Annotated in this window: 23 protein-coding genes and 1 pseudogene; 7 read left to right on the top strand and 17 right to left on the bottom strand. The window is 37.5% G+C overall.

Going from position 1 to position 23,732, the window contains the following annotated elements; all coding sequences use genetic code 11:
- Positions 1-72 precede the first annotated feature (72 nt).
- A complete protein-coding gene (locus HNR27_RS02155) occupies positions 73-1,311 on the top strand; it encodes an MFS transporter (protein WP_429338589.1) in 1,239 nt (412 codons plus the stop codon).
- On the opposite strand, the gene HNR27_RS02150 is transcribed toward HNR27_RS02155, so the two are convergent.
- From HNR27_RS02150 to HNR27_RS02095, 12 genes are all read right to left on the bottom strand, one after another.
- Positions 1,248-2,078, bottom strand: a complete 831-nt coding sequence (locus HNR27_RS02150; protein ID WP_429338588.1) for an AraC family transcriptional regulator — start codon at positions 2,076-2,078, stop codon at positions 1,248-1,250. The genes HNR27_RS02155 and HNR27_RS02150 overlap by 64 nt on opposite strands.
- Positions 2,079-2,471: 393 nt before the next feature.
- Complete coding sequence (locus HNR27_RS02145; protein ID WP_212919976.1) at positions 2,472-2,858, bottom strand: 5-carboxymethyl-2-hydroxymuconate Delta-isomerase; 387 nt, start codon at positions 2,856-2,858, stop codon at positions 2,472-2,474.
- Positions 2,859-2,869: 11 nt separating this feature from the next.
- On the bottom strand, positions 2,870-3,625 hold the full coding sequence (locus tag HNR27_RS02140; RefSeq protein WP_429338587.1) for a fumarylacetoacetate hydrolase family protein: 756 nt from the start codon (positions 3,623-3,625) through the stop codon (positions 2,870-2,872).
- Entirely contained in the window at positions 3,622-4,413 is a 792-nt protein-coding gene (locus HNR27_RS02135) for a fumarylacetoacetate hydrolase family protein (RefSeq protein ID WP_429338586.1), read from the bottom strand. The genes HNR27_RS02140 and HNR27_RS02135 overlap by 4 nt, the downstream gene beginning before the upstream one ends.
- 105 nt (positions 4,414-4,518) lie before the next feature.
- Positions 4,519-5,760, bottom strand: coding sequence for a dihydrolipoamide acetyltransferase family protein (locus HNR27_RS02130; RefSeq protein ID WP_429338585.1), 1,242 nt, complete (start codon positions 5,758-5,760; stop codon positions 4,519-4,521).
- Positions 5,761-5,762: 2 nt separating this feature from the next.
- Entirely contained in the window at positions 5,763-6,911 is a 1,149-nt protein-coding gene (locus HNR27_RS02125; protein ID WP_429338584.1) for a Leu/Phe/Val dehydrogenase, read from the bottom strand.
- Between the two features lie 94 nt (positions 6,912-7,005).
- Positions 7,006-7,482 carry a flavin reductase family protein gene (locus tag HNR27_RS02120; RefSeq protein WP_212919981.1) on the bottom strand — a complete coding sequence of 159 codons (477 nt, stop codon included), beginning with the start codon at positions 7,480-7,482 and terminating at the stop codon, positions 7,006-7,008.
- Positions 7,483-7,518: 36 nt separating this feature from the next.
- Positions 7,519-8,502, bottom strand: coding sequence for a 3,4-dihydroxyphenylacetate 2,3-dioxygenase (hpaD, locus tag HNR27_RS02115; RefSeq protein ID WP_429338583.1), 984 nt, complete (start codon positions 8,500-8,502; stop codon positions 7,519-7,521).
- 14 nt (positions 8,503-8,516) lie between these two features.
- Positions 8,517-9,977, bottom strand: a complete 1,461-nt coding sequence (gene hpaB, locus HNR27_RS02110; protein WP_212919983.1) for a 4-hydroxyphenylacetate 3-monooxygenase, oxygenase component — start codon at positions 9,975-9,977, stop codon at positions 8,517-8,519.
- Between the two features lie 15 nt (positions 9,978-9,992).
- Positions 9,993-11,507, bottom strand: a complete 1,515-nt coding sequence (gene hpaE, locus HNR27_RS02105) for a 5-carboxymethyl-2-hydroxymuconate semialdehyde dehydrogenase (protein WP_429338582.1) — start codon at positions 11,505-11,507, stop codon at positions 9,993-9,995.
- Positions 11,494-12,414: a 2,4-dihydroxyhept-2-ene-1,7-dioic acid aldolase gene (hpaI, locus tag HNR27_RS02100; RefSeq protein WP_429338581.1), complete on the bottom strand. Its 921-nt coding sequence runs from the start codon at positions 12,412-12,414 to the stop codon at positions 11,494-11,496. The genes hpaE and hpaI overlap by 14 nt, the downstream gene beginning before the upstream one ends.
- A 450-nt stretch (positions 12,415-12,864) precedes the next feature.
- Positions 12,865-13,539: a GntR family transcriptional regulator gene (locus tag HNR27_RS02095; RefSeq protein ID WP_244853373.1), complete on the bottom strand. Its 675-nt coding sequence runs from the start codon at positions 13,537-13,539 to the stop codon at positions 12,865-12,867.
- Positions 13,540-13,673: 134 nt separating this feature from the next.
- On the opposite strand from HNR27_RS02095, the gene HNR27_RS02090 reads away from it, so the two are divergent.
- A complete protein-coding gene (locus HNR27_RS02090) occupies positions 13,674-14,165 on the top strand; it encodes a DinB family protein (protein ID WP_429338580.1) in 492 nt (163 codons plus the stop codon).
- 422 nt (positions 14,166-14,587) lie between these two features.
- A complete protein-coding gene (locus HNR27_RS02085) occupies positions 14,588-15,436 on the top strand; it encodes a CvfB family protein (RefSeq protein WP_429338579.1) in 849 nt (282 codons plus the stop codon).
- Between the two features lie 101 nt (positions 15,437-15,537).
- Here the strand turns inward: HNR27_RS02085 and HNR27_RS02080 are convergent, their stop codons facing one another.
- Positions 15,538-15,825 carry a hypothetical protein gene (locus HNR27_RS02080; RefSeq protein WP_212919988.1) on the bottom strand — a complete coding sequence of 96 codons (288 nt, stop codon included), beginning with the start codon at positions 15,823-15,825 and terminating at the stop codon, positions 15,538-15,540.
- Positions 15,826-15,995: 170 nt separating this feature from the next.
- Between HNR27_RS02080 and HNR27_RS02075 the strand changes: the two genes are divergently transcribed.
- Together HNR27_RS02075 and HNR27_RS02070 are read left to right on the top strand one after the other, a co-directional pair.
- Positions 15,996-17,198, top strand: a complete 1,203-nt coding sequence (locus HNR27_RS02075) for a dicarboxylate/amino acid:cation symporter (protein ID WP_429338578.1) — start codon at positions 15,996-15,998, stop codon at positions 17,196-17,198.
- Positions 17,199-17,416: 218 nt separating this feature from the next.
- Complete coding sequence (locus HNR27_RS02070) at positions 17,417-19,114, top strand: M3 family oligoendopeptidase (RefSeq protein ID WP_212919990.1); 1,698 nt, start codon at positions 17,417-17,419, stop codon at positions 19,112-19,114.
- Positions 19,115-19,201: 87 nt separating this feature from the next.
- Here the strand turns inward: HNR27_RS02070 and HNR27_RS02065 are convergent, their stop codons facing one another.
- Together HNR27_RS02065 and HNR27_RS02060 are read right to left on the bottom strand one after the other, a co-directional pair.
- Positions 19,202-20,014, bottom strand: a complete 813-nt coding sequence (locus HNR27_RS02065) for a pentapeptide repeat-containing protein (protein ID WP_429338577.1) — start codon at positions 20,012-20,014, stop codon at positions 19,202-19,204.
- 188 nt (positions 20,015-20,202) lie between these two features.
- Positions 20,203-20,655 carry a GNAT family N-acetyltransferase gene (locus HNR27_RS02060; RefSeq protein ID WP_212920578.1) on the bottom strand — a complete coding sequence of 151 codons (453 nt, stop codon included), beginning with the start codon at positions 20,653-20,655 and terminating at the stop codon, positions 20,203-20,205.
- Positions 20,656-20,841: 186 nt separating this feature from the next.
- On the opposite strand from HNR27_RS02060, the pseudogene HNR27_RS02055 reads away from it, so the two are divergent.
- Positions 20,842-21,627: pseudogene (locus HNR27_RS02055) on the top strand (HAD family hydrolase).
- Positions 21,628-21,676: 49 nt separating this feature from the next.
- On the opposite strand, the gene HNR27_RS02050 reads toward HNR27_RS02055, so the two are convergent.
- Together HNR27_RS02050 and HNR27_RS02045 are read right to left on the bottom strand one after the other, a co-directional pair.
- Positions 21,677-22,207: a chromate transporter gene (locus HNR27_RS02050; protein ID WP_429338576.1), complete on the bottom strand. Its 531-nt coding sequence runs from the start codon at positions 22,205-22,207 to the stop codon at positions 21,677-21,679.
- A complete protein-coding gene (locus tag HNR27_RS02045; protein ID WP_212920575.1) occupies positions 22,207-22,767 on the bottom strand; it encodes a chromate transporter in 561 nt (186 codons plus the stop codon). The genes HNR27_RS02050 and HNR27_RS02045 overlap by 1 nt, the downstream gene beginning before the upstream one ends.
- A 491-nt stretch (positions 22,768-23,258) precedes the next feature.
- Between HNR27_RS02045 and HNR27_RS02040 the strand changes: the two genes are divergently transcribed.
- Positions 23,259-23,708: an Lrp/AsnC family transcriptional regulator gene (locus HNR27_RS02040; RefSeq protein WP_212920574.1), complete on the top strand. Its 450-nt coding sequence runs from the start codon at positions 23,259-23,261 to the stop codon at positions 23,706-23,708.
- Positions 23,709-23,732 lie beyond the last annotated feature (24 nt).

The raw sequence follows: 23,732 nt of genomic DNA, 5'->3' as shown, positions 1-23,732 counted from the left end.
TAATAAAGTCCGCAAGAATCTAGAAGAAAATAAACTCACTAATTTAGTAAGCTTTAAGTGAGGTGAAATCATATGTACTTGAATGTTCTAAAAAATAATAAGAATGTTCTATTCTACTTACTAGGAGCGGGAGCATCTAATTTAGGTAATGTTATAACAGGACTTGCTTTCTTATTTTTAGCTTATGAGATGACGGAATCAACCCTACACACAACAGGTGTTGCTATTTCACAGGTACTACCATATCTCTTATTTGGATTAGTTGGTGGCGTCATTGCTGATTCGGTAGATAAAAAGAAGCTGTTGATAAAAATTGATCTTATCAGTGTACCGCTTATCTTATCACTAGTCGCATTACATCAATTTGAACTATTGAACTACTGGCATCTAATTATTGTAAGCTTTATCATTCAATGTTTAGGATGTTTTTTCAACCCAGCTCATCGAGCAATTCTACCGGTTATTACTAAGGAGGAAGAAAGAACTACAGTTAATAGCTTACTTGATACCGTTACAAGAGGGGTGACCGTACTAGGTCCGATAGCTAGTGTTGGATTAATGAATACGATTGGCATCATACATTTTTTTACTCTCGATGCGTTTACATATCTAATAAGTGCAATCCTTATTTATAAAATCCGTCTTCAAGAAAAAGACAGTGAAATTTCCAGAATAAAAACAACGGATATAATTAGTTCAATAAGAGATTTTGCTGTTTGGGCGTACAGACAAGTCACAATCCGAACATTGTTTATTGTAACTGTAATAATCGTATTTTTTAACACATGGGTATGGCAAGTTGGTCTATTATTACAGCTGATGGAAACAAGACCGAACGGAGAAGAACTGTACAGTATTCTATTAGGCTGGTACGGTGCTGCAGTCATAGCAATAAATTTACTGGTTCCAATAATATGGAAAAAGCTAAATATGAAGATTTATTTGATTGGATCACTTATTTGGGGATTGGGTATCTTTATTTTGGGTCTAGCAACTAACACCCCACTATATTTTATCGGAGTGTTAGTTACTGCAATTGGCTTGCCAATATCTGGCTTAGCTAGGGTATACTTATTACAACAATACCTGCCAACAAATAAATTGGGGAGAGGCTTTAGTTTCAATGCATTTCTTCTATATTTATCCAATGCCATTTCTCTTGGAATCTTCGGATTTATTTCTTCATTCGTATCCACCCATATCTTATTTTTGATATGTGGACTAATGATGATTGTTAGCTCTGGGGTTTACCTTCTAACCATTCTTCGAAACAAACCTGGAGTGATGCCATATAAACGCTTAAATAGTTGATTGTAAATTGCAACAGAAGAAAATCCACATTCCATCGCGATATTTAATATAGTTTTATCCGTGTTTTTAAGCATTTCTTGACTACGAATGATACGATATATCTGCAACCAAGAATATGGTGAAATCCCAATAATTTCTTTAAAAAAATGAGCAAATTGATATTTACTTAGTCTAGAAACATTCGCCATTTCATCTAATGTCCATGCATGCTGAAAATTTTCTTTCATTGCCGATATGGTTTTATACAGCTCAGGATGAATCGTTCTATGGGTATGTATATTTATATCGTTTGTATGTGTTCCAACAGCACTTTTTACAAGTATTAATGCTAATTGCGTAATACTGTGTTCAAGAAAAATTTCCGTTGATTCAGTAATCTCATCTTGTTCAAGTTGTACATACTGCAAAACAAACTGGACCCAGTTTGTTAGTTGAGGATATTTCTGTACAAATGAAGCAAATTGAATATCGTAGTGCATTGGAGATAGAAATCTAGCAATCTCGTTCAAAAATGACGGATTTAATTCAATCAGAAATTTCTTATCATCTACTGCTAACTGTTTATGTTCCTCTTGTGGATTAAACAAAATAAATTGTTGCTCATACAGGATTAACTGATTTCGATTCGTTTGATAAGTCATCGCTCCATTTAAGGAATAAATAAATTTATAACAATTATCTGATCGCCAGTTACTTTCCTGATCAAAATCCTTTTTGAGTAAAAAAACGCCGTTTGAAACTTCCATTAATAACTTTGATTTTCTCAAGAATTCACCTGCTTTGTAATTCTGTTTATAAAAAATTGTATCATATAGATTGACGATATCGTAAAAATCTGAACTTTATTTAAACTCATATTATGAGAAAGTAAAATGCACATTCATTAGTAATGGGTCGAACAGCTATTTTATCAGACGTTTCACCTCGACTAATAGACATTGGTTATTCAACAAGCAGCTGTGATAGTTGAATAACCAATACTTTGTCAAAGAATTAATAGTCCTTATAAACCATTTTAGTCGTAGAATGGCAAAATAAGTAGATAACTTAGTTTTTTACCGTAAAGTATTTCTTTAATACAAATAACCCGTAAAAAAGGGGCGTAGAATCTTCCAATGTATCTACTGCCCCCTAGGTTCTATTTATTCATATCTATTATCCTACTGATATCTTCGATGAATATTATTCTTTTTATATGTTGGGTACATGAACTCAAAAAGTTCTAATGATATCGCTATATTACGCTCAGCAAAATGCTTTTCGAAGTGTTCTTCCAGCACACGAAATAAGGAATCACAAGCAGCCATCTTCACCTCATTAGGACGTCCGCTTCCTATTTTTAAAGTAACATGAACAAAGGCATCATCATTACCACCTGTACCGTCTGCAATAACATAGTCCTTTAATTCAATTGCCCGAGAGCGAATTCCGCCAATTGGAAAAGCATCTCCTTCTGCAATAAGCGTCTCATTTATTTTCAGTAAGAGTCCCTTTATATCACCATCATCACGAAGATTATCCGTATATTCAACTGTAACATGTGGCATTATTTCACCCCTCAACGTGAAAATTCAGTGTCTCCTACGATTGTATTCCTTAATTCTCCTATTCCCTCTATACCTACGACGACCTCATCACCCTCAACCACATTCACCGTCCCCTTTGGTGTCCCGGTTAAAATGATGTCATTTTCATTCAACGTCATAAAACTACTTAAGTACTCAATTAAAAACGGAATATCAAACACCATGTCCTTGGTCGTACCTTCTTGCTTTAAATCTCCATTAACATACGTATAGAGCCTTAAGTTCATTGGATCAGTAATATCTTCTTTTTCAACAAACCAGGGACCAATTGGAGTCAGTGTATCACGGTTCTTCACTACTAAATTTGGGCGATAATAGTTTTCTAGATAATCCCGTATTGCATAATCATTTGCTACCGTATATCCAGCTACATACTCATACGCATCCTCTCGTTTAACAGAACGCGCTTTTTTCCCGATTACAACGGCTAATTCACACTCATAATGCATGATTTCAACACCAATTGGTCTACGAGTCTGGCCATTATGCCCAATTAATGTATTCGGTCCCTTTAAAAACACTAACGGTTCTTCTGGTGCTTGAAAGCTAATTTCACTTGCATGATCAGCATAATTTAGTCCGAGTGCAAAAATGGTACCTGCTTCAACTGGTGGTAACCAAACTACTTCGCTTTGGTCAACGAAGCGACCATCTGATAGCTTCAATTGCCCATTCTCTTCCATTGCATCATGGATCGCTCCAAGGAAAGCGATTCGTGCCCGCTTCATACCTTATCACCTCCAGCAATATGGACATTTTCATAGACAAAGCGATTTTCCAGACTCCCAATCCTGTCTATTTCTATCCGAATCGTGTCGCCAGCACTTGCTGTAGGTGGGTTATTTGGAACACCAACTAGTAGAACATCACCCTTAGATAATGTCATAAATTCTGTAACATCCTGAATGAGCTGAGGAATGGAACGAATTAAATCCTTTGTACTATTTATATGAATCAATTCATCGTTCTTAAAGGTCCAGATAGTTAAGTTATCCGGATTTGAAACATGTTTTTTTGATACAACCCATGGACCAATCGGGCAAAAACCATCACGTGCTTTTTGTTTGATAGCTGGGCGATAGAAATTATCATGTGGAAGGGAAACATCACTTACAATCGTATACCCTTCTATATAATCGAATGCATCGGCTTCTTTAACATTTGTCGCTGTTTTTCCAATGACAACACCTAGCGTAGCATTAATTTCCACCATATTTTCCCCTGTAGGTATCGCAACCTCCTTTAAATGTGCATTCATGGTGTTTCTTGGTTTGATATATAAAACCGGTCTCATTGGAGGCTTTTGGTATGGAGCTTGAGTAAATTGGTTGGCTAATGTCTCTACTTGATCCTGAAAATTGAATAAACAGCCATAAACGGTTCCAAGCACTGGTGATTGCCAAGAAAAAGCATCTTCTGTAAATTTTTCTCCCTTCCATTCGATATGGGAGTGACCTATCAAAATATTTTCCAAGCCGGATGTTGATGAAAATCTTGCTTTTGCTGGATACAGCATGAAAGCATTCACCCCTTTTTGATGACATCATTGTTTGTTGCTTTATCACTTTATTCATAACACAACGGGCAGCAGAACCAATCTTGGTGCAACTACCCGTGCCTATTAACGTAAATACAATAATATTGTTTTGGGTTGTTCCATTAATGCTATAAAGCGATTGGTGAACATTACCGCATCTGCACCATCAATGATTCGGTGATCGAAGGATAATGACATGGTCATAATGGAACGAATAGCAATTTCATCATTTTCTGTGACTACAGGCGTACGTTTTGTTTTATGAAATGCAATAATGCTCGTTTGTGGATGATTAATAATTGGTGTTGCAGCTATTCCACCAAGTGGGCCAACATTACTGATGGTAAATGTCCCACCCTTCATCTCACCTACCGACAATTTATGCTCCTGTGCCTTTTTCGTTAATGTCTTCATTTCTTCATGTATATCTTTTATTGACTTCTTATCAACTTCCCGCAGAACAGGAACTAGTAACCCTTTGTCTGTATTTGTCGCAAGTCCAATATGATAATCGTTTAAGAGACGAATTACATTTTTTTCTTCATCTAATTGGGCGTTGAATAATGGAAATTCTTTCAAGGTAATTGCAATTGCCTTCAAGAAAAATGCCACTACCGATACATTTTCTCCTGCCTCTTTCAATTCTTCACGTAGCTCTAGTAAATTCGTTAAATCCACTTCATCAAAATGGGTGACATGTGGGATTCTAGCCAATGATTCTGTCATCTTTATCGCTATTTGTTTACGAATGCCAGAAAAAGGTACAGTATGGTCGGCTATCACTTTTTCATCCGTTGATCTCAATAACAGTGAACTTTCCATTTCTGCAAAACGAGTATCTACCTTTTCCTCCCGTTCACGTACAACCCGGAAAATATCTTCATCCGTCACTCTACCAGCTGGGCCTGAACCAACTACTTGCTCGATATTAACATCATGTTCTCTAGCAATCCTTCTCGTATGCGGTGCTGCAATCACCCTTTTAGGTGGGATTTTAGTAGTCTGAGAAAGAGGCTGTACTTCCTTCTTCTCAGGGGTTAATAATCCTGCAGAAACCTCCTTTTCTGGACTAGAGGATAAGCTTTCTTCTTTACCATCATCTATCTCTAGAATCACCTGCCCAATGGATATTGTGCTTCCTTCAGAAAAATGAATCTTTTTAACTATTCCCGCTGTTGGCGAGGGAATTTCAGCTACCATTTTGTCAGTCTGCATTTCCACAAGAGGCTGGTCAACCTTAACTGAATCGCCAACCTTCACTAAGTAGCTAACTACCTCCCCCTCTGTCATTCCTTCCCCAATATCATGGAATTTTACCTCGACCATGGTTACACCTCTTTTATAAATGTCCACTTCGGGCTTTTGTGTCTCTTATAAAAATTATTACGGACACGTTGTTCCTCTAATCGTTGTTGGCACTTGCGATTGGCTGCCTCTAATGTTGTAATGGCATCCAGCTCTGACTGCTTATAAATCTCTAAAATAGAGTTATAGATTGCTTTCGTTTTTAATAAGACTCTAGCTTTATTTGGACCGTAGAGTTCATCCGCAACCTGTATGAGTCCTCCAGCATTGACAATATAATCAGGTGCATACAATATTCCTTTTTCATGTAAGAGCTTCGCATGCTGGTCTGACTTTAGTTGGTTATTAGCTGACCCAACAATAGCTTTTGCCTGGAGCTTTGCAATAGTTTCATCATTCAAAATACCACCCATGGCACATGGAATAAAAATATCTGCTGCAACTGCATAGATAGCTTCACTATCTACAACGGTTACATTTCCTTTAGAACTATTTGCCATATCTTGGATAGCTGTAAGTGCCTCATCCGAAATATCGGTTACTATTAAATTAGCACCTACTTGTAATAAATGCTCTGCCACCTTAAAGCCTACCTTACCTAGACCTTGAATTGCGTAAGTTTTACTAGCGAGATCCTTATCACCAAATAAATATTGATTTGTAGCCTGTAGCGCATAAATAACTCCCTGTGCAGTTGGTATTGATGAATCACCACCACCGCCAAACTCCTCGGGAATTCCATTTATAAAATTTGTTTCCTTTGATGCCTGTACAAAGTCATCCATTGTCGTTCCCATGTCTGTACCAGTAAAGAATCTACCGTTTAGTGAGTCTACGAACTGTCCATAAGCCCTGAATAAGGCTGGTGACTTATCTGTTTTTGGGTCACCAATAATAACTCCTTTTCCTCCACCAAAATCAATATCTGCTGCAGCACATTTGTATGTCATACCTTCCGAAAGTCGAAGAACATCATTTAATGCATCTTCTAAACTAGCATATGGATACATTCTCGTGCCCCCTAGCGCAGGTCCTAGAGTTGTATTGTGGATGGCTATAATTGCTTGTAGTCCTGTTGTAGGATCATTACAAAATACAACTTGCTCATGTCCACTTATTTTTTCAAAAATATCCATTGTTAAATGAGTTGACTTATCTAATTGCTGTTTCATGGTCCAACCCCCAATCAGTTTGAAAAAATTAACTTTTGCTGTCTATATGACAATACGACAAAAGCGCTTCACCGTTTAACCTTACCAAGTAAGACTAATTAACCCGTTCACTATTCCCCAGCTCTCGATATTTTCCTTGAAAAAATGTGAGTGGGTCCCCATCTCGTATTTCTAAATCGATTACTTTTCCAATGAATAGGGTATGATCCCCAGCATCTATTGCTTCATGTAGATCACAAACGATATTGACAAGTGCATCCTTTATCGTTGGCATTTCCTGTAACCAGTAAAAATCTATTTCACGTGTTTCGTTAATCTGACCAGCAAAATATGCCGATAAATCTCTTTGTTCCTGATTTAAAAAACTAATCGCAAATTTACCGGAGTTTTCTATATAACGTTTCATGGTTGCTCTATGATCTACTGACACTAATACTAGTTTTGGGTCTAAGGAAACAGACATAAAAGCATTTGCAGTCATACCGTGAATTTCTTCGCCTAGCTTGGTCGTAACCACCGTAACGCCCGTAGCGAATTTTCCCATTGCGTTACGGAAAATACGATCATCCATTTACCTGCCTCCTTTTTTCTATATTTTGGTTGGCAATCAAATCACAAAGGTAGGTTTATGCTGCTCTAACTTTGCAGGTAGTATTTCCATCTCTTTTCCTGTGTGAACATTTAAAACAGGCGATGCTTCGGTAAACCATTTATCTGGTGCTTCATGTCCCCAAAAAGTTTGGCGCATTGGATCATTAATATCCCAACGAATTGGTTCGAAGTCAGGATCACTTGTTAAATAATCCCCACTATATAATTCGATTCGGTGTCCATCTGGATCCCGTAAATAAAGAAAGAAGGCATTGGACAATCCATGTCTACCGGGACCCCTCTCTATTGCTTCTCCATAGCCCATTGCTGCCAGTACATCACAAGTATGAATCAGTGATAATTGATCTGGTAGCCAGAAACCAATATGGTGTAATCTAGGTCCTTTACTATTCATAAACGCGACATCATGAACATTCTGTTTACGATGTAACCATGCTGCCCATATATTACCTTCTGGAGTGTCCGTGTATTCTGAACAAGCAAAGCCTAGATTTTCTTTATAAAATTTATATGCTGCCTCTACATCTGATACTGCACAGTTAAAATGATCAATTCGTTGCATTCTAGAGCCTTTGTACAAATCATATCGTTGGAGGAGTCTTTCAACTGTATCCATCTCCGCGAAAAATTCCAATGGTAAACCAGACAGGTCATTTACTCGTAAGGAACGACCTAACGCATGCTGCTCTCCTTTTTCAACCCATTTAATCGGGTATCCTTCTTTTTCAAACATGATTGCTAACGAATCTAAATCAGCTTCTGAAGAAACCTTATAACCTAATACCTCTACTGCAGCTTTATCCGCCCTTTTCAAAACTAGACTGTGGTGATTATGTTCTTCTAAGCCACGTAAATAGATATGATTTTCATCTGACTCTGTTTCGATAAAGCCCAATGCATCAACATAAAACTTTCTTGATGCTTCTAAATTGGTAACTAATAGAACAGACCTTGCACAGCGAATGACATTATAATTCAAACCATTCTCCCCCTTTAGGCCTTTACACTACTAGACTTTTTTAAAAAATCTTGAATATAGTTTCTAAATGGCTCTTTATCATAGTTTTCAAAATATGTCATCCCCATACGAATTGGATCACCAAAGAAGTAATATTCGTAATGTGTTTGTCTGCTACCGAAGGCACTCAATGTTAGGTCCCACGCTAGACGGAATAGCTGTACCCGTTCGTAACCTTCTAAATTTTTACCCTGTAATCCACGGTGGATAATTGGACCAATTTCATCATGGTGGAAATCTGCTTCTGTTGGGATTCCCATTAACCCGGAAGCTCCCAGTATACGAATAATCTCAGTCAATCTAGGATAAATTCTTGGATACCAATTACGTGCAGCATCTAAAGCAGCAAAATCTGGTGTCATCGTTCCAGAATTATCTAGCTTAGCATTATGCTCGGCACGATATAAATGTGATTTCATAGTTTCAAGGGTAAGCATGATTTCTGTTCCTTTGTCCTGAACATGCTGGAACCCATCAATTCCGATTGCATCCATTACACTAAGCGCAACACCCAATACAAATTCTGTTTTCACGATATTTTTCGCAACAACCTGGTGAGACATATGAACTACAGCATTTGTTTCCTTAAACGTACGATTACATACTGAAGAGTTCCCACATACGAAAACTCGTTCCCAAGGGACAAATACATTTTCAAACGATACGATGGCATCTCCCTCTTCAAATCTAGCTCCTAGTGGGTGATCCCATTCATTTTTTCCATAATCAAAGGATTCACGACTAATGAACTTAAGACCAGGAGTATTATTCGGTATGGCAAAAGCTAGGGAATATGGATCGTCTAGCTCTCCTGCCTTCTTCACAGTAGATGGGAAAACCAAGATTTCATCTGTGATTCCACCCTGTGTAGCTAGCAACCTAATCCCATCGACAATAATTCCGTCCGAACGCTCCTCCACTAAATGAAGTGCAACATTCGCATCCTTTTGCTGGTGCTGCATTTTAGCACGATTTACCTGTGGGTGGATTAGTGTATGTGTTAGACTAATATCATTTTCACGAGCATATTCATAATAATTACGTGCATTCTCGGCAAAGCGTGGGTCACCTTCTGCAAAAAGGCTATTATTAACGCCCATTGCCATTACTTCGGCATTTAAATAATCTGGTGAGCGTCCCATCATTCCCCCTGATGTTTTTGCCCATTCTTGGGTTGCTTCCCTGCGAGCTATCAAATCCTCTATCGTCCTCGGCTGTAGAAAGGTCATCCCAACCTTATTACCTGTGGTCGGTGATGTATAAAGCATTTTCTCAGGCTTTTCGTACTGTAAATCATATAAGTTTGCCATTGATTTAATGACATTTTTAAATGCAGGATGTTCTGTAACATCGTCAACTCTTTCCCCATGAATATAAATATTATTATTTGCTTTTTTTAATCCTTCGATATACTCTTTTCCTGTTTTCGCTGGCATCTAATAATTCCCTCCTTATTTCCCTTTACCAAATTTCGGAATATGATGGTCTCCTATTGCGATATGGATTGCTTTTGGCTCTGTATAAAATTCAAAGATGGCGAAATGTCCACCTTCACGTCCAATTCCACTAGCCTTCATTCCGCCAAATGGAATACGTAAGTCACGAACATTTTGGGAATTGACCCAAATCATTCCTGAATCAATTGCTTGTGCTACCCGATGTGCTCGCTTAATATCATTTGTCCAAACATATCCCGCTAGACCATAATCTACGTCATTCGCTATATGAACAACTTCTTCTTCTGTTTCAAATTCAATGACTGCCATGACCGGTCCAAAGATTTCCTCCTGGCATACCCGCATCTCATTTTTGGCATTTAATAATAGAGTCGGTGGTACATAATTTCCAGATTTGAAAACTGGTGGAACTGTACCCTGATACACCTCACAGCCTTCTTCCTTGGCTAGTTCAATATAGCTCGTGACCTTTTGAAAATGTCCTTTATCGATTAGTGGACCAAGTTCGGTCCTATTGTCCTTTGGATCTCCTACAATGATGTTTTGGACTCTTTCTTTTAAAGCAGTAGTAAATTTTTCTTTTAAACTTTTATGAATAAAAACTCTTGAATTCGCAGTGCAACGTTCTCCATTAAAAGAGAAAATCCCCCAAATAGCCGCATCCAGTGCTTTCTCAAAATCCGCATCCTCAAAGATGATCAAAGGAGATTTACCACCTAGTTCCATCGAGGTTTTCTTTAACGAATCAGCAGCATTCTTGATAATCCGTTTTCCCGTAGTTGTTTCCCCAGTAAAGGAGATCGCTTTGACTGTAGCATGCTTTACAAGTGCTTCTCCTGCTGTTTCTCCAAAACCATGCACAACATTGAAAACACCCTTTGGTAATTTTGATTTTTGTATAACGCTTGCTAAAATATTTGCGGATAATGGGGATAGCTCTGCTGGCTTCAGCACTACAGTATTTCCTGTAGCTAGTGCTGGTGCCACCTTCCATGTCAGTAACATAAACGGAGCATTCCATGGGGTAATCAGTCCCACAACACCTAGTGGTTGGTAGACGGTATAATTCATGAACTCGTCATCAACCTGATAAGCATCTCCATGCATTCTTGCCTGCACCATTCGGGAGTAAAAACGGAAATTCTCTGCACCTCTAGCCGCCATTTTACGTGTTTGGCTGATGGGTAATCCTGAATCAAGTGACTCAAGATGCGCTATCGTTTCCGCCTCCTCCTCAATTAAATCAGCTATCCTATCTATATATTTCATTCTTTCAGATAGTTTCATAGAGCCCCATGGTCCATGTTGAAATGCTTCACTTGCTGCTGCTACTGCCTTATCGATATCAGGACTTGATCCTTTTGCCACAAGGTTCGTGACTTCATTTGTAAAGGGATTGATATTTTCAAAGGTTTCTCCACTTGCAGCATCAACAAATTCTCCATTTATGTAGAGTTTTACATCCTCTAAACTTTCTCCCAAAATCTGACCCTCCTTAGATTTCAACATCTTCCGTAATTAACTGATAATCTAGCAATACTTCACGTATTTCGTTTTGAATTTCTAGTGATGGAACATCTAGTGGCTTTCTTAGTATTGGTTTAATCTTTCCCATCATGCCAAGTGCTGCTTTAGCTGGTGCTGGATTCGTATCTCGGAAAAGCACATCGTTTAGTGGCATTAATTCGTAATGCAGGTCTTGTGCACCTTTTACGTCCCCTCTATCCCAGCGATTGTAAACCTCAGCCACTTCACGTGGTGCAACATTTGCAGTTGCACTAATATGTCCCGCTCCACCAATGGCAAGCATTGGATAACAAAGAACCTCAATGCCAGAATATAAATTGAAGTTCCTACCACATTTCAGCAATACTTTGTTAACATGTTCAAAATCCTTATTGGATTCTTTTACTCCGATTATATTTGGACAATCCTCTGCTAATCTAGCGATTGTAAACGCTTCCAAATTTACTGCTGTTCTTCCCGGAATGTTGTATAAAATAATTGGTATGTCTACTGAATCTGCAACCTGTTTAAAGTGTTGGTATAATGCGTGTTGGTTTGGTTTGTTGTAGTAAGGAACAATGACCATTGCAGCATCTGCTCCCATTTCTTGTGCAGCCTTTGTCATGCGGAGTGTTTCTTGGTGGTTAGTTGATCCGGTTCCTGGGATAAATGGAACTCTTCCGTTAACTGTTTTGCAAGCTGTTTCCATTACTTGAATTCGTTCTTCAATTGACATCGAGCTAGGTTCACCAGAAGTTCCTGTTACGGATATGCCATGACTCCCACTAGCAATTTGCCAATTAATCAATTCCTTAAATTTTTCAAAATCAATGGACTCATCCTCATTAAATGGGGTGATCACAGGTGCAATCGAGCCTCGGAATCGTTCTTTTGCCTCTTCAAAAGCCATTTGATTACCTCCAACTCATATTTTAGTAAGGTATAGCATCATTTAGTATTGTGGAAATCCTCTCTGAAATATTGTAAACCGTTAGGAGGATTACCGTTCAAAGATGTGGGATAAATTTAATAACTGATAATTTTCTGAACAATTAAATCATATATGATTTCATATGTCATGTCAATACGAAATATATTCACTTAAGGATTTAAATAAAATAGAAAATCTTCATCTCTCAGCAGTTATGGAGAAAAGAAGAAGACCGAACTACATTAGCTGATCTTTATTGTTCCTTAGCTTATCTTCTAGAGGATTTTTTGTAGAGGAAGATATCATTTAAAAATTCCATTATGTTTAGTAGAAAAATAGATGGAGAGTATCTCCACATCATCTGCAGTAATACAAAATAACTTTAATAGCAAAAAACAGAACCAAGGAGATTTTCCCTAGTTCCGTTTTTTACATGAAAAGTGAATTCGTTTCTATCAAATTTTTTCTTCGCTTTTCAAAGTTCTCCGCGGTCTTAATTTTATGATCTCGTGCTAGAATTTCTACTTGCTCTGAATCCCCAGATTCTAATAGTGCTATGATTTCTTTATGCTCCTGTATCGATTCCTTGACCCGCTTCGAATATAATGTTGATCCAGTTCCTCTAATCGAGTCAATACGGTTCCATGTGTTTTGGATTGTTTCAAGCAAATAATTATTGTCGCATTGTTCACAGATAATACGATGAAAGGTAGCATTTAACTTGCTAAACTGAATAATATCGAAATCCTCCAGTGCCTCCTCCATAGATATATTCAGTTCTCGTAATAGCTTTAATTTTTCCTTTGGAAAGCTTTTCGCTGCAAGGCCAGCAGCGTAGCCCTCAAGTCGCGCAAGAACGTGTACTGTGTCCAGATAATCAGACTCATTTACTTCCGCGACAACTGGTCCTATGTTACGTTTATACACGACAAGTCGCTCTGCCTCTAGCTGGCGTATCGCCTCCCGAACAGGTATCGAACTGGTCGCCAATTCTTTCGCAATCTGATCAATCACAATCCGCTGACCAGGTACATATTCCCTTTCAATAATTCTTCCTTTTAGAATTCGATATACTTTTTGCTGTTTATTTTCTCTTATCATCATAATCCTATAGTATAGGAAATGATATATAATGTCAATATTCTGAAAATAGAGCTCCCGAATACAGAACGTGCGTTTGCTAAAATGCAGTATTTATGTTAGACTATTCTTAATTTACAAAGAAATGGGGAATGAAAATGAGTGAGGAAAAAAATATCATTGATCAATTTAGTCAATATTCATCTTGGCTAAGTACATTGGAAGGGATTAATGAGGAATTGTGGTCTAAACCGATAGCCAGAGGAAAATGGTCCATAAGTGAGATTATAGCTCATATTACGAATTGGGATAATCACCTTTTATCTGAAGTAATTCCAGCCGTAAAAAATGGGCAAGGAATGGAGTTTCCTGATTTTGATACATATAATAAAGAAGCATCTAACTATGTTAAATCTGGTAAATCCCAATCAGAGCTTCTAGAAGAAGCGAAGCGTACAAGAGAACAACTTGTAAGGGAACTTCATGCACTACCAACCGAAACATTAAATAAAGCAACAACCTCAAACGATGTGACTCATTGTCCACATACTGGTACACCTTATTCACTACTATATATAATTAAAGAATTTATCGATCATGACAATCACCATAAAAAACAAATTCTACAATTTTCAAAGGAAGTCATTTGACAAAAAACATAATTTATGCGATAATATTTTAGTTACTAAAGTAACATTCATATCTGGCATTCTACAATGTTTTTGTTGATGCTTATTCACACTGGCGCGACTAAAGGGTCGCAAGGACGTAAGAGCAGGTTGGGCTTACGTTGTCTAGGTTAGAAGACATAGGGTTAACTAATAGTCTGCAAGCCACTGGGGCAGAACCTAATAATCCAGGTGGAAGAGTTACCGCGGTTTAAGTGAAATTCTAAAAACTCGGACGGTATTTGCCGAGTAACAACTTTTGCGAAACATAATTAAATTGAATTTCCCACCCGTTATTATTTCGGGATTTAATAAAAATAAATGATGTGTTACTTTAGAAGTCTAAGGGGTACCCTAATGGATAGGGTATCCCTTTTCCAATACATAAGAAATGAGGGGTAAGGTTGAACGAAATTGGTACTATTCAAGCAATGACAGTAGATCGAAAAATAGATACTGGCTATGTAGTGAAAAAAGATACTACAGAAGCACTACTTCACCATAATGAGACTACCGGTGAAATAGACGTAGATCAAACTATCGACGTATTTTTATATCAGGATAAAAAAGGGAACGTAACAGCTACGATGATACTCCCTACTGTCGTCATGGATCGGTATGACTTTGCAAAAGTAGTTAATGTTATTCCTGATTTAGGTGTTTTTGTTGATATTGGAACGACAAAGGAGTTTCTTGTTTCAAAGGATGATCTGCCATTATTTGAAAATGTTTGGCCAAAAGAAGGAGACTTACTTTTTGTTACATTAGGGAAAGACAGAAAAGGGAGACTTCTTGCCATTCCTGCTACAGAAGGTATCATTTGGAGAGAGATTGAACGTGCTCCTGAGTCGCTGCTAAATAAAACAATATCCGGGCGAGTCTATCATACAAGCCGAGAGGGTTCTGCTATCATCACAGATGAATTCTTTCGAGGTTTTATCCATCACTCTGAACGAAAAACCGAACCCCGTCTAGGTGAACTTGTTCAAGGGCGAGTTATCGAGGTGAAATATGATGGGACATTGAATGTTTCCCTTCGTCCATTAAAGCAATATGGTATGGTAGATGATGCAAATATGATTTTAGAACACCTCGAAGCTCATGGAGGTGTCATCCCATTTGACGATAAGAGCGACCCAGATGATATTCGTGGAACCTTCCAAATCAGTAAAGCCGCATTCAAGCGTGCGTTAGGAAGATTAATGAAAGAAGGCAAGATTGAACAACGTGATGGAAACACTTATTTGAAATAGTCCACAATAGGAGTAGCTGAATAAAAAATAACAAGAGCACAGAGGATTAATTACGAATCTAGTTCATACAGACTCGTTATCCTATGTGCTCTTTATCTTCTTTATGCCTTATCATGTATCTGATAAGCATGACTAACACTTGTCACTAGGAAACTTATTCCCCCTGCAAACATAAATGCTATTCCCCAGCCACCAAGGCCCGCTTCCCAGACCATTACTTTTTCCGGTGTGGCAAAACAAGCAAGAATAATTCCCCCAAAGAATAGAATTGCACCTGGATAATAAGGTAAATATCCATTCCCGCGAGAAACCTTTAAGAAAATATAGCCTAAAATAATTGCTGCTACTGCTAGGACAGCTCCTATTGTCACTACCGCTTGAACTAACATTTTTACACCTCACTTTGCAAATTATTTATAGTAAATATCAAAATTTTTTGATATACTAATATATTTTTAGATTAGTATGAATACTATTGAAACAAATGTATTCAAAGGTGGTGATATTTACTTAAATGACATAGTTAGTTCTACTATACCAAATGAAAGGAGTTTTATCTATGAAAAAGAGTTATTTATGGCAGATACTCGCAGCTTTTGTTTTAGCTATTATTGTAGGGTTATTACTTGGAGAACGCGCGACGTATGTTCAGCCACTTGGTGACTTATTCTTACGGCTCATCAAATTCATTATTGTTCCATTAATTTTGGCAACCATTATCATTGGCGTTACGAATGCAGGTGATATGAAAAAACTGAGTAAACTCGGAGGAAAAACAATTGCTTTTTATTTAGCCACAAGCGTTATTGCCGTTGCTATTGGACTAGTTGTTGCCATCTTAGTTTCACCTGGTACTGGTGTAGATGTAGAGCTAAAAGAAGAAAATATCCCCTCTGTTGAAACACAAAGTGTAATCGATACATTATTAAACATTATTCCTACTAATCCAGTAGAATCCCTCGCTACAGCAAACGTTCTACAGATCATCTTCTTTGCTATTTTTCTCGGCATTGGAATTACGTTAGTTGGTGATAAAGCTAGACCAGTAGAGCGGTTCTTTCATGGACTGGCAGAAATCATGTATAAAATTACAGGAGTCGTAATGACACTCGTACCACTTGGAATATTCGGATTGCTTACACCAATTGTTGGCCAATATGGACTGGATGTTTTGATGCCTCTTATGAAACTAATCCTAGCTGTCCTTATTGCTAGCATTCTTCATGTAGCTGTTATTTATTCGATTGTGTTAAAAACGCTTGGAAAAATGAACCCCCTTCACTTCTTTAAAGGTATCTTACCAGCTGCAACTGTTGCTTTTACAACCTGCAGTAGTTCTGGAACCTTACCCGTCACCATGAAAAATACACAAGAAAACCTTGGCGTATCCAAAGAAACAACAAGTTTTGTGTTACCATTAGGTGCAACGATTAATATGGATGGAACTGCGATTTATCAAGGTATCGCTGTAGTATTTACAGCACAATATTTCGGAACAAGCTTAAGCCTGGGGCAGCTTGTGATTGTCGCATTAGTCGCAACACTTGCTTCTATAGGAGCGGCAGGGGTACCTGGGGCAGGTATGGTAATGCTAACGATGACACTAGCTGCAGTAAACCTACCTCTTGAGGCAATTGCCCTAGTAGCAGGAATTGATCGTATTTTAGATATGATTCGAACGACTGTAAATATAATGGGTGATGCAGCAGCAAGTGTTGTGGTTGAGCAATCGGAACGTAACGCTGAGCAAATAGCTGCCTAACACGATGATTTGGGAGAACTGGCTATGAAGCTAGTTCTCTTTTAACTTATTAATAATAAGTTTTTATAATGAAAGATATAATTTAAAATTTATAGCCACTCTTTCAAGGCAAATTAACGTATTTTTACCACATTCAAACTAAAATTATCTTATTTTTCCTGAAAATAGTGTAAACTAGAATAAAGTTATTAATTATAAAAAATTTAGGGGGAAACTAATTGAAAACATTTGAAGATTATACATATGAACGTCCTGAGCTAGATCAGGAAAAGAAAACATTTTCAATGCTTTTAGAAGCATTTGTGAATGCAAATTCTGTTGAAGAGCAGAACAAAGCAATTGAAAAGATTAATGCTTTTCGTAATCGCTTGTCAACCATGTTCAATCTTGTATACATTCGCGCTTCTATTGACACAAATGATGAATTTTATCAAAACGAGCGTGATTACTGGGATGAAATCTTACCAGAGATACAGAAGCTAAATACAGACTTTTACAAGGAATTAATTAAAACTCCTTATCGTGCAGAATTAGAGAAAAAATGGGGTTCACAATTATTCAAGATTGCAGATTACTCTATTAAAGCATTCTCACCAGAGGTTATGGGGCTGTTGCAAAAAGAAAATAAGCTTACTTCAGAATACGCTAAGCTTGTTGCTTCAGCACAGGTGGAGTTTAATGGGAAAACCTATACATTAGCCCAATTAGGACCGTTTCTTCAGGACAAAGACCGTGATGTTCGTAAAAAGGCTGCGTCCACATCAGCAGGATTCTTTGAAGCAAATGCAGACAAATTTGATGAAATCTATGATCAATTAGTTAAATTACGGCATGAAATTGCGATAACTCTTGGCTATAAAAACTTTGTAGAATTAGCCTATATTCGTATGATGCGTATCGATTATAATGCAGAGATGGTTGCAAACTTCCGAAAACAAGTTCAAGAATCAATCGTACCTTTAGTTTCTAAAATATTTGATAAACAACGCGAACGAATTGGACTTGATTCCTTAAAATATTACGATGAAAACTTCCAATACAATACTGGGAATGCTACCCCTAAAGGGTCCCCTGAATGGATTATTGAAAATGGGAAAAAGATGTATGAGGAACTTTCACCTGAAACAAATGAATTTTTCCATTTCATGATTGACCGTAAGCTTATGGATCTTGAAGCGAAAAAAGGAAAAGAATCTGGTGGATACTGCACATTTATCGAGGATTACGAATCACCATTTATATTCTCAAACTTTAATGGAACATCTGGTGATATTGATGTACTAACTCACGAAGCTGGCCATGCGTTCCAAATTTATCAAAGTCGTAGCATTGGAATTCCGGAATATCTCTGGCCAACTAATGAAGCTGCAGAAATCCACTCCATGAGTATGGAATTTTTCGCATGGCCATGGATGGAGCTATTCTTTAAAGAGGATACCGAAAAATATAAGTACTCTCATCTATCCGGTGGTCTTAGCTTCCTCCCTTATGGAGTTGCAGTCGATGAGTTCCAGCATCTCGTATATGAAAATCCGGATTGGACTCCTGAGGATCGTAAGGAAGCTTGGAAGAAGTTAGAGGAAAAATACTTACCTCACCGCGATTATGATGATATGCCTTATTGGGGAACAGGTGCTATTTGGCAACGTCAAGGACATATTTATGAAAGTCCATTCTACTACATTGATTATACATTAGCTCAAATATGCGCATTCCAGTTCTGGAAGCGTTCGAGAGAGAATCGTAAGGAAGCTTGGAATGATTACCTAAACCTGTGTAAACTTGGTGGTTCAAAACCATTCCTAGGTTTAGTAGAAGCAGCAAACCTGCTTTCACCGTTCGAAGATGGCACCATTGATTTTACGGTAAAAGCTATAGAGGAATGGTTAGATGCTGTAGACGATAAAAAGTTGTAATAAGGATGAAGGAAAATAACCTAATTAACCTCAATAATTAGGAAGAATAATATGAACAAAGACCGACTTATTAAGTCGGTCTTAATTTCACCCATTCCAATGACTTGGCATCTCTAAATAACTTGGGAGTTTAGTGTGAATATCTCCTATTGCTGAATTAATTTGTGACTGCGTAAGAAATAGAGCATCTGTTAAATCAGCACTTCTTAAATCTGCATTTCTAAGATCGGCACCAATAAAATCAGCCTTACTTAAATCACAATAGCTTAAGTTTGACTCTATCATTATCTTCCCTCGGAAATCCTCACCTTGCAGCCTTCGTCCATATAGACTTTTCCCTATAAAGTCACTATCTTTCTTTATCTCTCTCTTATTGCTATGAGAATGGATGTCTTTTCTATAAATTTCACTTACCTTTACTAATAAGACATTGACATTGCTTCTATGTGCTGCAAGATTAATTTCTAATATCTCCTTTGGCTTTCTTCGGGTTAAGTCAACTGTTTCCTCGTATATCTCTTGCAAATCTGCTTTAAACGACTCGGCTTCCTTTAAGGACAAAGCTTGTTTAAGATACCAAAGCATCTCATGAAGTTGTTGTATCAGTGGAAATACAGCAAACATTTCACCGGCATATCCAGAATCTCGACGCCAATCTTCACCTTTATAAATAAATTGCGAAACATGCTGTCCAGCGCCAAAACACTCATAGGAAACACATCCCCGAAAGCCTCTTTCCCTTAATAGGTCGTGAATTGCACAACTATTATTGGAGCATAAGTTTTGGCAGGGAATTCCACCTTCTTTACTATAAGGAAAATCAGCTGATTTCCCAAAGGGTAACGCTACACAACATAACCCAAAGCAATTTTTACAATCTGATTTTAATTCATTAAACATTTTTAGCACTTCCTATACTTCACAACATCAATAATCGTTGTTAGAATCCCAACAGCCTCAACATAACACACATTGAACACCCTACCATCACATTGTTCCAGCGAATTACTAATCATACAATTCGTAAGAAAAATATTTCTGTAGCTTTCCTGTTTATAATTTTAGCAAGCTGTCAAAATGATACCTTTCTACAAGTCTAGCTTTAGACGAATCATATCTCGGCATTGGATCCCATTTTCATAAATTTCTTCAGAATAATGAGTAATAAAAAAGTCTGGATCTATACCTATTATTCTGAAACCACATTTTTGATAGAGGGCTAATTGTCCGATACTAGAATTTCCTGTTCCAATTTCAATAGACTGATAGCCACTTTCCCGAGCCTTATCAATTGCAAACATAACTAGCTTTTTACCTATCCCCTTCCCTTGATGTCTTTTTATGACGGCAACATTTACTAGCTCGATCGTACCCGGTCTAGTAGGAAGTAAGACAAAAACACCTAGGACACTATTCTCATCTTCTGCAATGTAACATGTTCCTCTTTGCAAATAGCCCATAATCATTTCTTCAGAAGGGTCTGCTAATAAAAGCAAATCTAGTGGTGGTACTTCATCTTTGTATAGTTTTCTAATGTTCATATGATTCCCCTGCCTTATGTATAAGGTTAGACAATTTTAATAGTCATTAACATTGTTGTAAAAAGAGTGGAAAATACTAAAATCACTACTATATGTTTAATATTCTCACTAGTTCACTTATAATTATAGCGGAATCTTTTTATTGTGCTACACTTATAATTAAAATAGTTTAAAAGGGAGAGTCATATGACATACAAGATTTTATTTTTAGACATTGATGGAACGATCCTTAACCCAGACCATACCTATCATCCGAAAACGAAAGAAGCGATAGAGCAGGTCCGTTCTCAAGGAATTGAAGTTTTCCTTGCTACTGGTAGACCAGAAAATGAACTAAAGGAAATCGCCGATGAATTAAATATAGAGTCCTAAATTAGCTTCAATGGGGCATATACAATCTATCAAGAAGAGATTCTCGTGCATGCACCAATGAAAGAAGAATGGGTAAAAGAATTTCTAGCTATTGCTAAAAAGTTTAATCATGAGGTACTCCTCCAAGCAAGGGCATCAAACTATGTAACCAATACGGATTCTATTTTAATGAAGGATTTCATTGAATTGTTCCAGTTGGAAAAAGTAGAAGCGATTCGTGAAGATAAGCTAGATGATATATTAGGTGTAAACATTCTTAATGCATTATCAGAAGAAGCATCACATTATGTACTGAATGATGATATTCGCTTAGCACAAATTAATGTGAACGGTGCAAAAGATTCCTATGATATTATTCGAAAATCGATGAACAAAGGGGAAGCAGTCAAACTAGTTCTAGAAAAGCTACGTATTTCACCTAACGAAGCGATTGCATTTGGTGACGGGATGAATGACAAAGAAATGCTAGAGACCGTTGGGGCAAGCTTCGCTATGGGAAATGCTCACCCAGAGCTTTTTCAATATGCCAAATATAAAACAACAGCAGTATCAGAGGCTGGAATTTTTACCGGTTTACAGCAATTAGGGTTAATTAAATAATTTATTTTGATTACATACGGCGCATTCCGCTTCGGAGTACGCCGTATAATTATAATAAGAATCCCCCATAAACGAATGCACCCAATATCACAAAGGCTGGATTTATCTTGACCCTTTCGATTAACAGATAGCTCACTACGCTTAGAAAAATAGTGTGCAGTAATCCAATACCCTCATACGATTCAAAGAAAAATCTCCATGCCATATAGCCAAGCAGTATCGCAATAACTGGACGGACAAATAGAGTAATTCGTTTTACCTTTGGTGAATCCTTGTATTTATTTAAAAGACTTAGTAATGCCATCAGGATGATTAGTGATGGTGCAACCGAGGCAAATATACCGATAGAGGCACCTAATACACCACCAACCTCATAACCGATATAACCTGCCATTTTCGTTGCAATTGGTCCAGGTAATGAGTTTGCCACCGCTAGGACTTCACTAAATTCTTGAACAGACATCCAACTATAACGTCCGACAACTTCATTTTCGATCAGTGGAATTGATGCAGGGCCTCCCCCATACCCCAATATTCCCGGGATAAAGAAAGCCAAAAATAATTGCCAATACACTAGCATTAATCACTCACTCCTTTTTTGCGTTTTTTATCCTGAATGACTAATGCGAGAACGATTAATCCTGCAATAACAATCCCTGGATGTATGTTAAGTACATAGAGGAATAAAAATAATATAATAGTCAGCGTAATAGATTGTACCCAACCCATGCCCTTCCTTGCTTTGTCAAAAAACTGCCAGGTCAAGGTTAACATCATCATTCCAACTACTGGAATAACAGCCGCTGTCATCCCTTTAACCCAATCAAATTCGCGAAATGACGCCAATGCCATGAGTAAGAAATTTAATAAAAAAACAGTTGGAAGAACGGATGTAAGGACACCATTTAACAACCCAACAATACCTGCTACTCGATAACCAACATAGCCAGCGAGCTTCGTCGCTATAGGTCCTGGCAAAGTATTGGCTATCGCTAGTAAATCACCAAATTCCTCATTCGTCATCCACTTATACCTTTCAACTACTTCTTTATGTACAAGTGGTATGGAAGCAGGTCCTCCTCCGTAACCTAGCATTCCTGCCCTAAAAAAAGCTAAAAATAAATTCCATTGTGTTTTCAATTATAACCTCACCCTAACTTCAAATTACCAGGAAGCACCGTCGTATTAGTCCTCTTCGCTTTTCCATCAAATATCACACCTGCTTTAGGGTCACGCATATTTTATGCCCCCGGCAAAAGCTCTTTTGCTGCCGTTCTACTCATATAGAATGCCCTCTTTCAGCTAAACCTTGTGCCATAAGATGTGGAAAAGCGATATTCTACCCACAATATTATTCTTTATCTATTGCCCACAGCCCATACGGTTGTGACATATAACCATTCCACTATTGCATAAAGTTGAATGATGTACGTTTCAAAAGGATTAAAAATGAGTAAGCGAGAGTACTTTTTTAATTTACTTCATAATACGAAATATATAGTAAACTGTCAAACAAAAGTTAACTAAATATGAATAATATCTTTACTTTTATTTTAAAAATATCTATAATACTTTCTTTTTGTCTTATTTCCTAGTATAATAATCAACAAATTATAACGGGGTTGGTATGAATGAAATATGATGAAGTAGACAAGCAGTTATTGGAGTTATTATCTGAGGATGGCAGACTATCCTATGTTGAGCTCGCTGAAAAGGTAGGCCTATCCAGAGTTGCCGTTAAGGATCGGATTCAAGGTCTCATGGACAGAGGGATAATTGAAAAGTTTTCCGTTGTTATTAACTCGGAAAAAATGGGAAAGAAGGTCTCTGCTTTTTTCGAGGTCGATGTTGAACCAAAACGCCTACAAACTGTCGCACAGAACCTGGCGGATAATCCCAGTGTAGCAAGCATCTATCAAATGACTGGTCCTAGTACATTACACATGCATGTTTTAGTGGAAGACTTTCAGAAACTCGAAGCCTTTATTAATGACGAGCTTTATTCAGTAGAGGGAATTACTCGTGTAGAAAGCTCTGTGATATTGAAGCGATTTAAGAGTAGAACCGGATATAAACTGTGATGCAATCGTTAGGGTATTGTGCTC

This window comes from Ornithinibacillus bavariensis, assembly GCF_050433565.1.
Lineage (GTDB): Bacteria > Bacillota > Bacilli > Bacillales > Amphibacillaceae > Ornithinibacillus > Ornithinibacillus bavariensis.
This window is presented reverse-complemented; position numbering and strand designations above follow the sequence as displayed.

Bases quoted from the DNA above. Each gene is read 5' to 3' on its own strand.
- HNR27_RS02155 (WP_429338589.1), top strand. From the start codon at position 73: ATGTACTTGAATGTTCTAAAAAATAATAAGAATGTTCTATTCTACTTA.
- HNR27_RS02145 (WP_212919976.1), bottom strand. From the start codon at position 2,858: ATGCCACATGTTACAGTTGAATATACGGATAATCTTCGTGATGATGGT.
- HNR27_RS02140 (WP_429338587.1), bottom strand. From the start codon at position 3,625: ATGAAGCGGGCACGAATCGCTTTCCTTGGAGCGATCCATGATGCAATG.
- HNR27_RS02135 (WP_429338586.1), bottom strand. From the start codon at position 4,413: ATGCTGTATCCAGCAAAAGCAAGATTTTCATCAACATCCGGCTTGGAA.
- HNR27_RS02130 (WP_429338585.1), bottom strand. From the start codon at position 5,760: ATGGTCGAGGTAAAATTCCATGATATTGGGGAAGGAATGACAGAGGGG.
- HNR27_RS02125 (WP_429338584.1), bottom strand. From the start codon at position 6,911: ATGAAACAGCAATTAGATAAGTCAACTCATTTAACAATGGATATTTTT.
- HNR27_RS02120 (WP_212919981.1), bottom strand. From the start codon at position 7,482: ATGGATGATCGTATTTTCCGTAACGCAATGGGAAAATTCGCTACGGGC.
- hpaB (WP_212919983.1), bottom strand. From the start codon at position 9,977: ATGCCAGCGAAAACAGGAAAAGAGTATATCGAAGGATTAAAAAAAGCA.
- hpaE (WP_429338582.1), bottom strand. From the start codon at position 11,507: ATGTTGAAATCTAAGGAGGGTCAGATTTTGGGAGAAAGTTTAGAGGAT.
- hpaI (WP_429338581.1), bottom strand. From the start codon at position 12,414: ATGGCTTTTGAAGAGGCAAAAGAACGATTCCGAGGCTCGATTGCACCT.
- HNR27_RS02095 (WP_244853373.1), bottom strand. From the start codon at position 13,539: ATGATGATAAGAGAAAATAAACAGCAAAAAGTATATCGAATTCTAAAA.
- HNR27_RS02090 (WP_429338580.1), top strand. From the start codon at position 13,674: ATGAGTGAGGAAAAAAATATCATTGATCAATTTAGTCAATATTCATCT.
- HNR27_RS02080 (WP_212919988.1), bottom strand. From the start codon at position 15,825: ATGTTAGTTCAAGCGGTAGTGACAATAGGAGCTGTCCTAGCAGTAGCA.
- HNR27_RS02075 (WP_429338578.1), top strand. From the start codon at position 15,996: ATGAAAAAGAGTTATTTATGGCAGATACTCGCAGCTTTTGTTTTAGCT.
- HNR27_RS02065 (WP_429338577.1), bottom strand. From the start codon at position 20,014: ATGTTTAATGAATTAAAATCAGATTGTAAAAATTGCTTTGGGTTATGT.
- HNR27_RS02060 (WP_212920578.1), bottom strand. From the start codon at position 20,655: ATGAACATTAGAAAACTATACAAAGATGAAGTACCACCACTAGATTTG.
- HNR27_RS02050 (WP_429338576.1), bottom strand. From the start codon at position 22,207: ATGCTAGTGTATTGGCAATTATTTTTGGCTTTCTTTATCCCGGGAATA.
- HNR27_RS02040 (WP_212920574.1), top strand. From the start codon at position 23,259: ATGAAATATGATGAAGTAGACAAGCAGTTATTGGAGTTATTATCTGAG.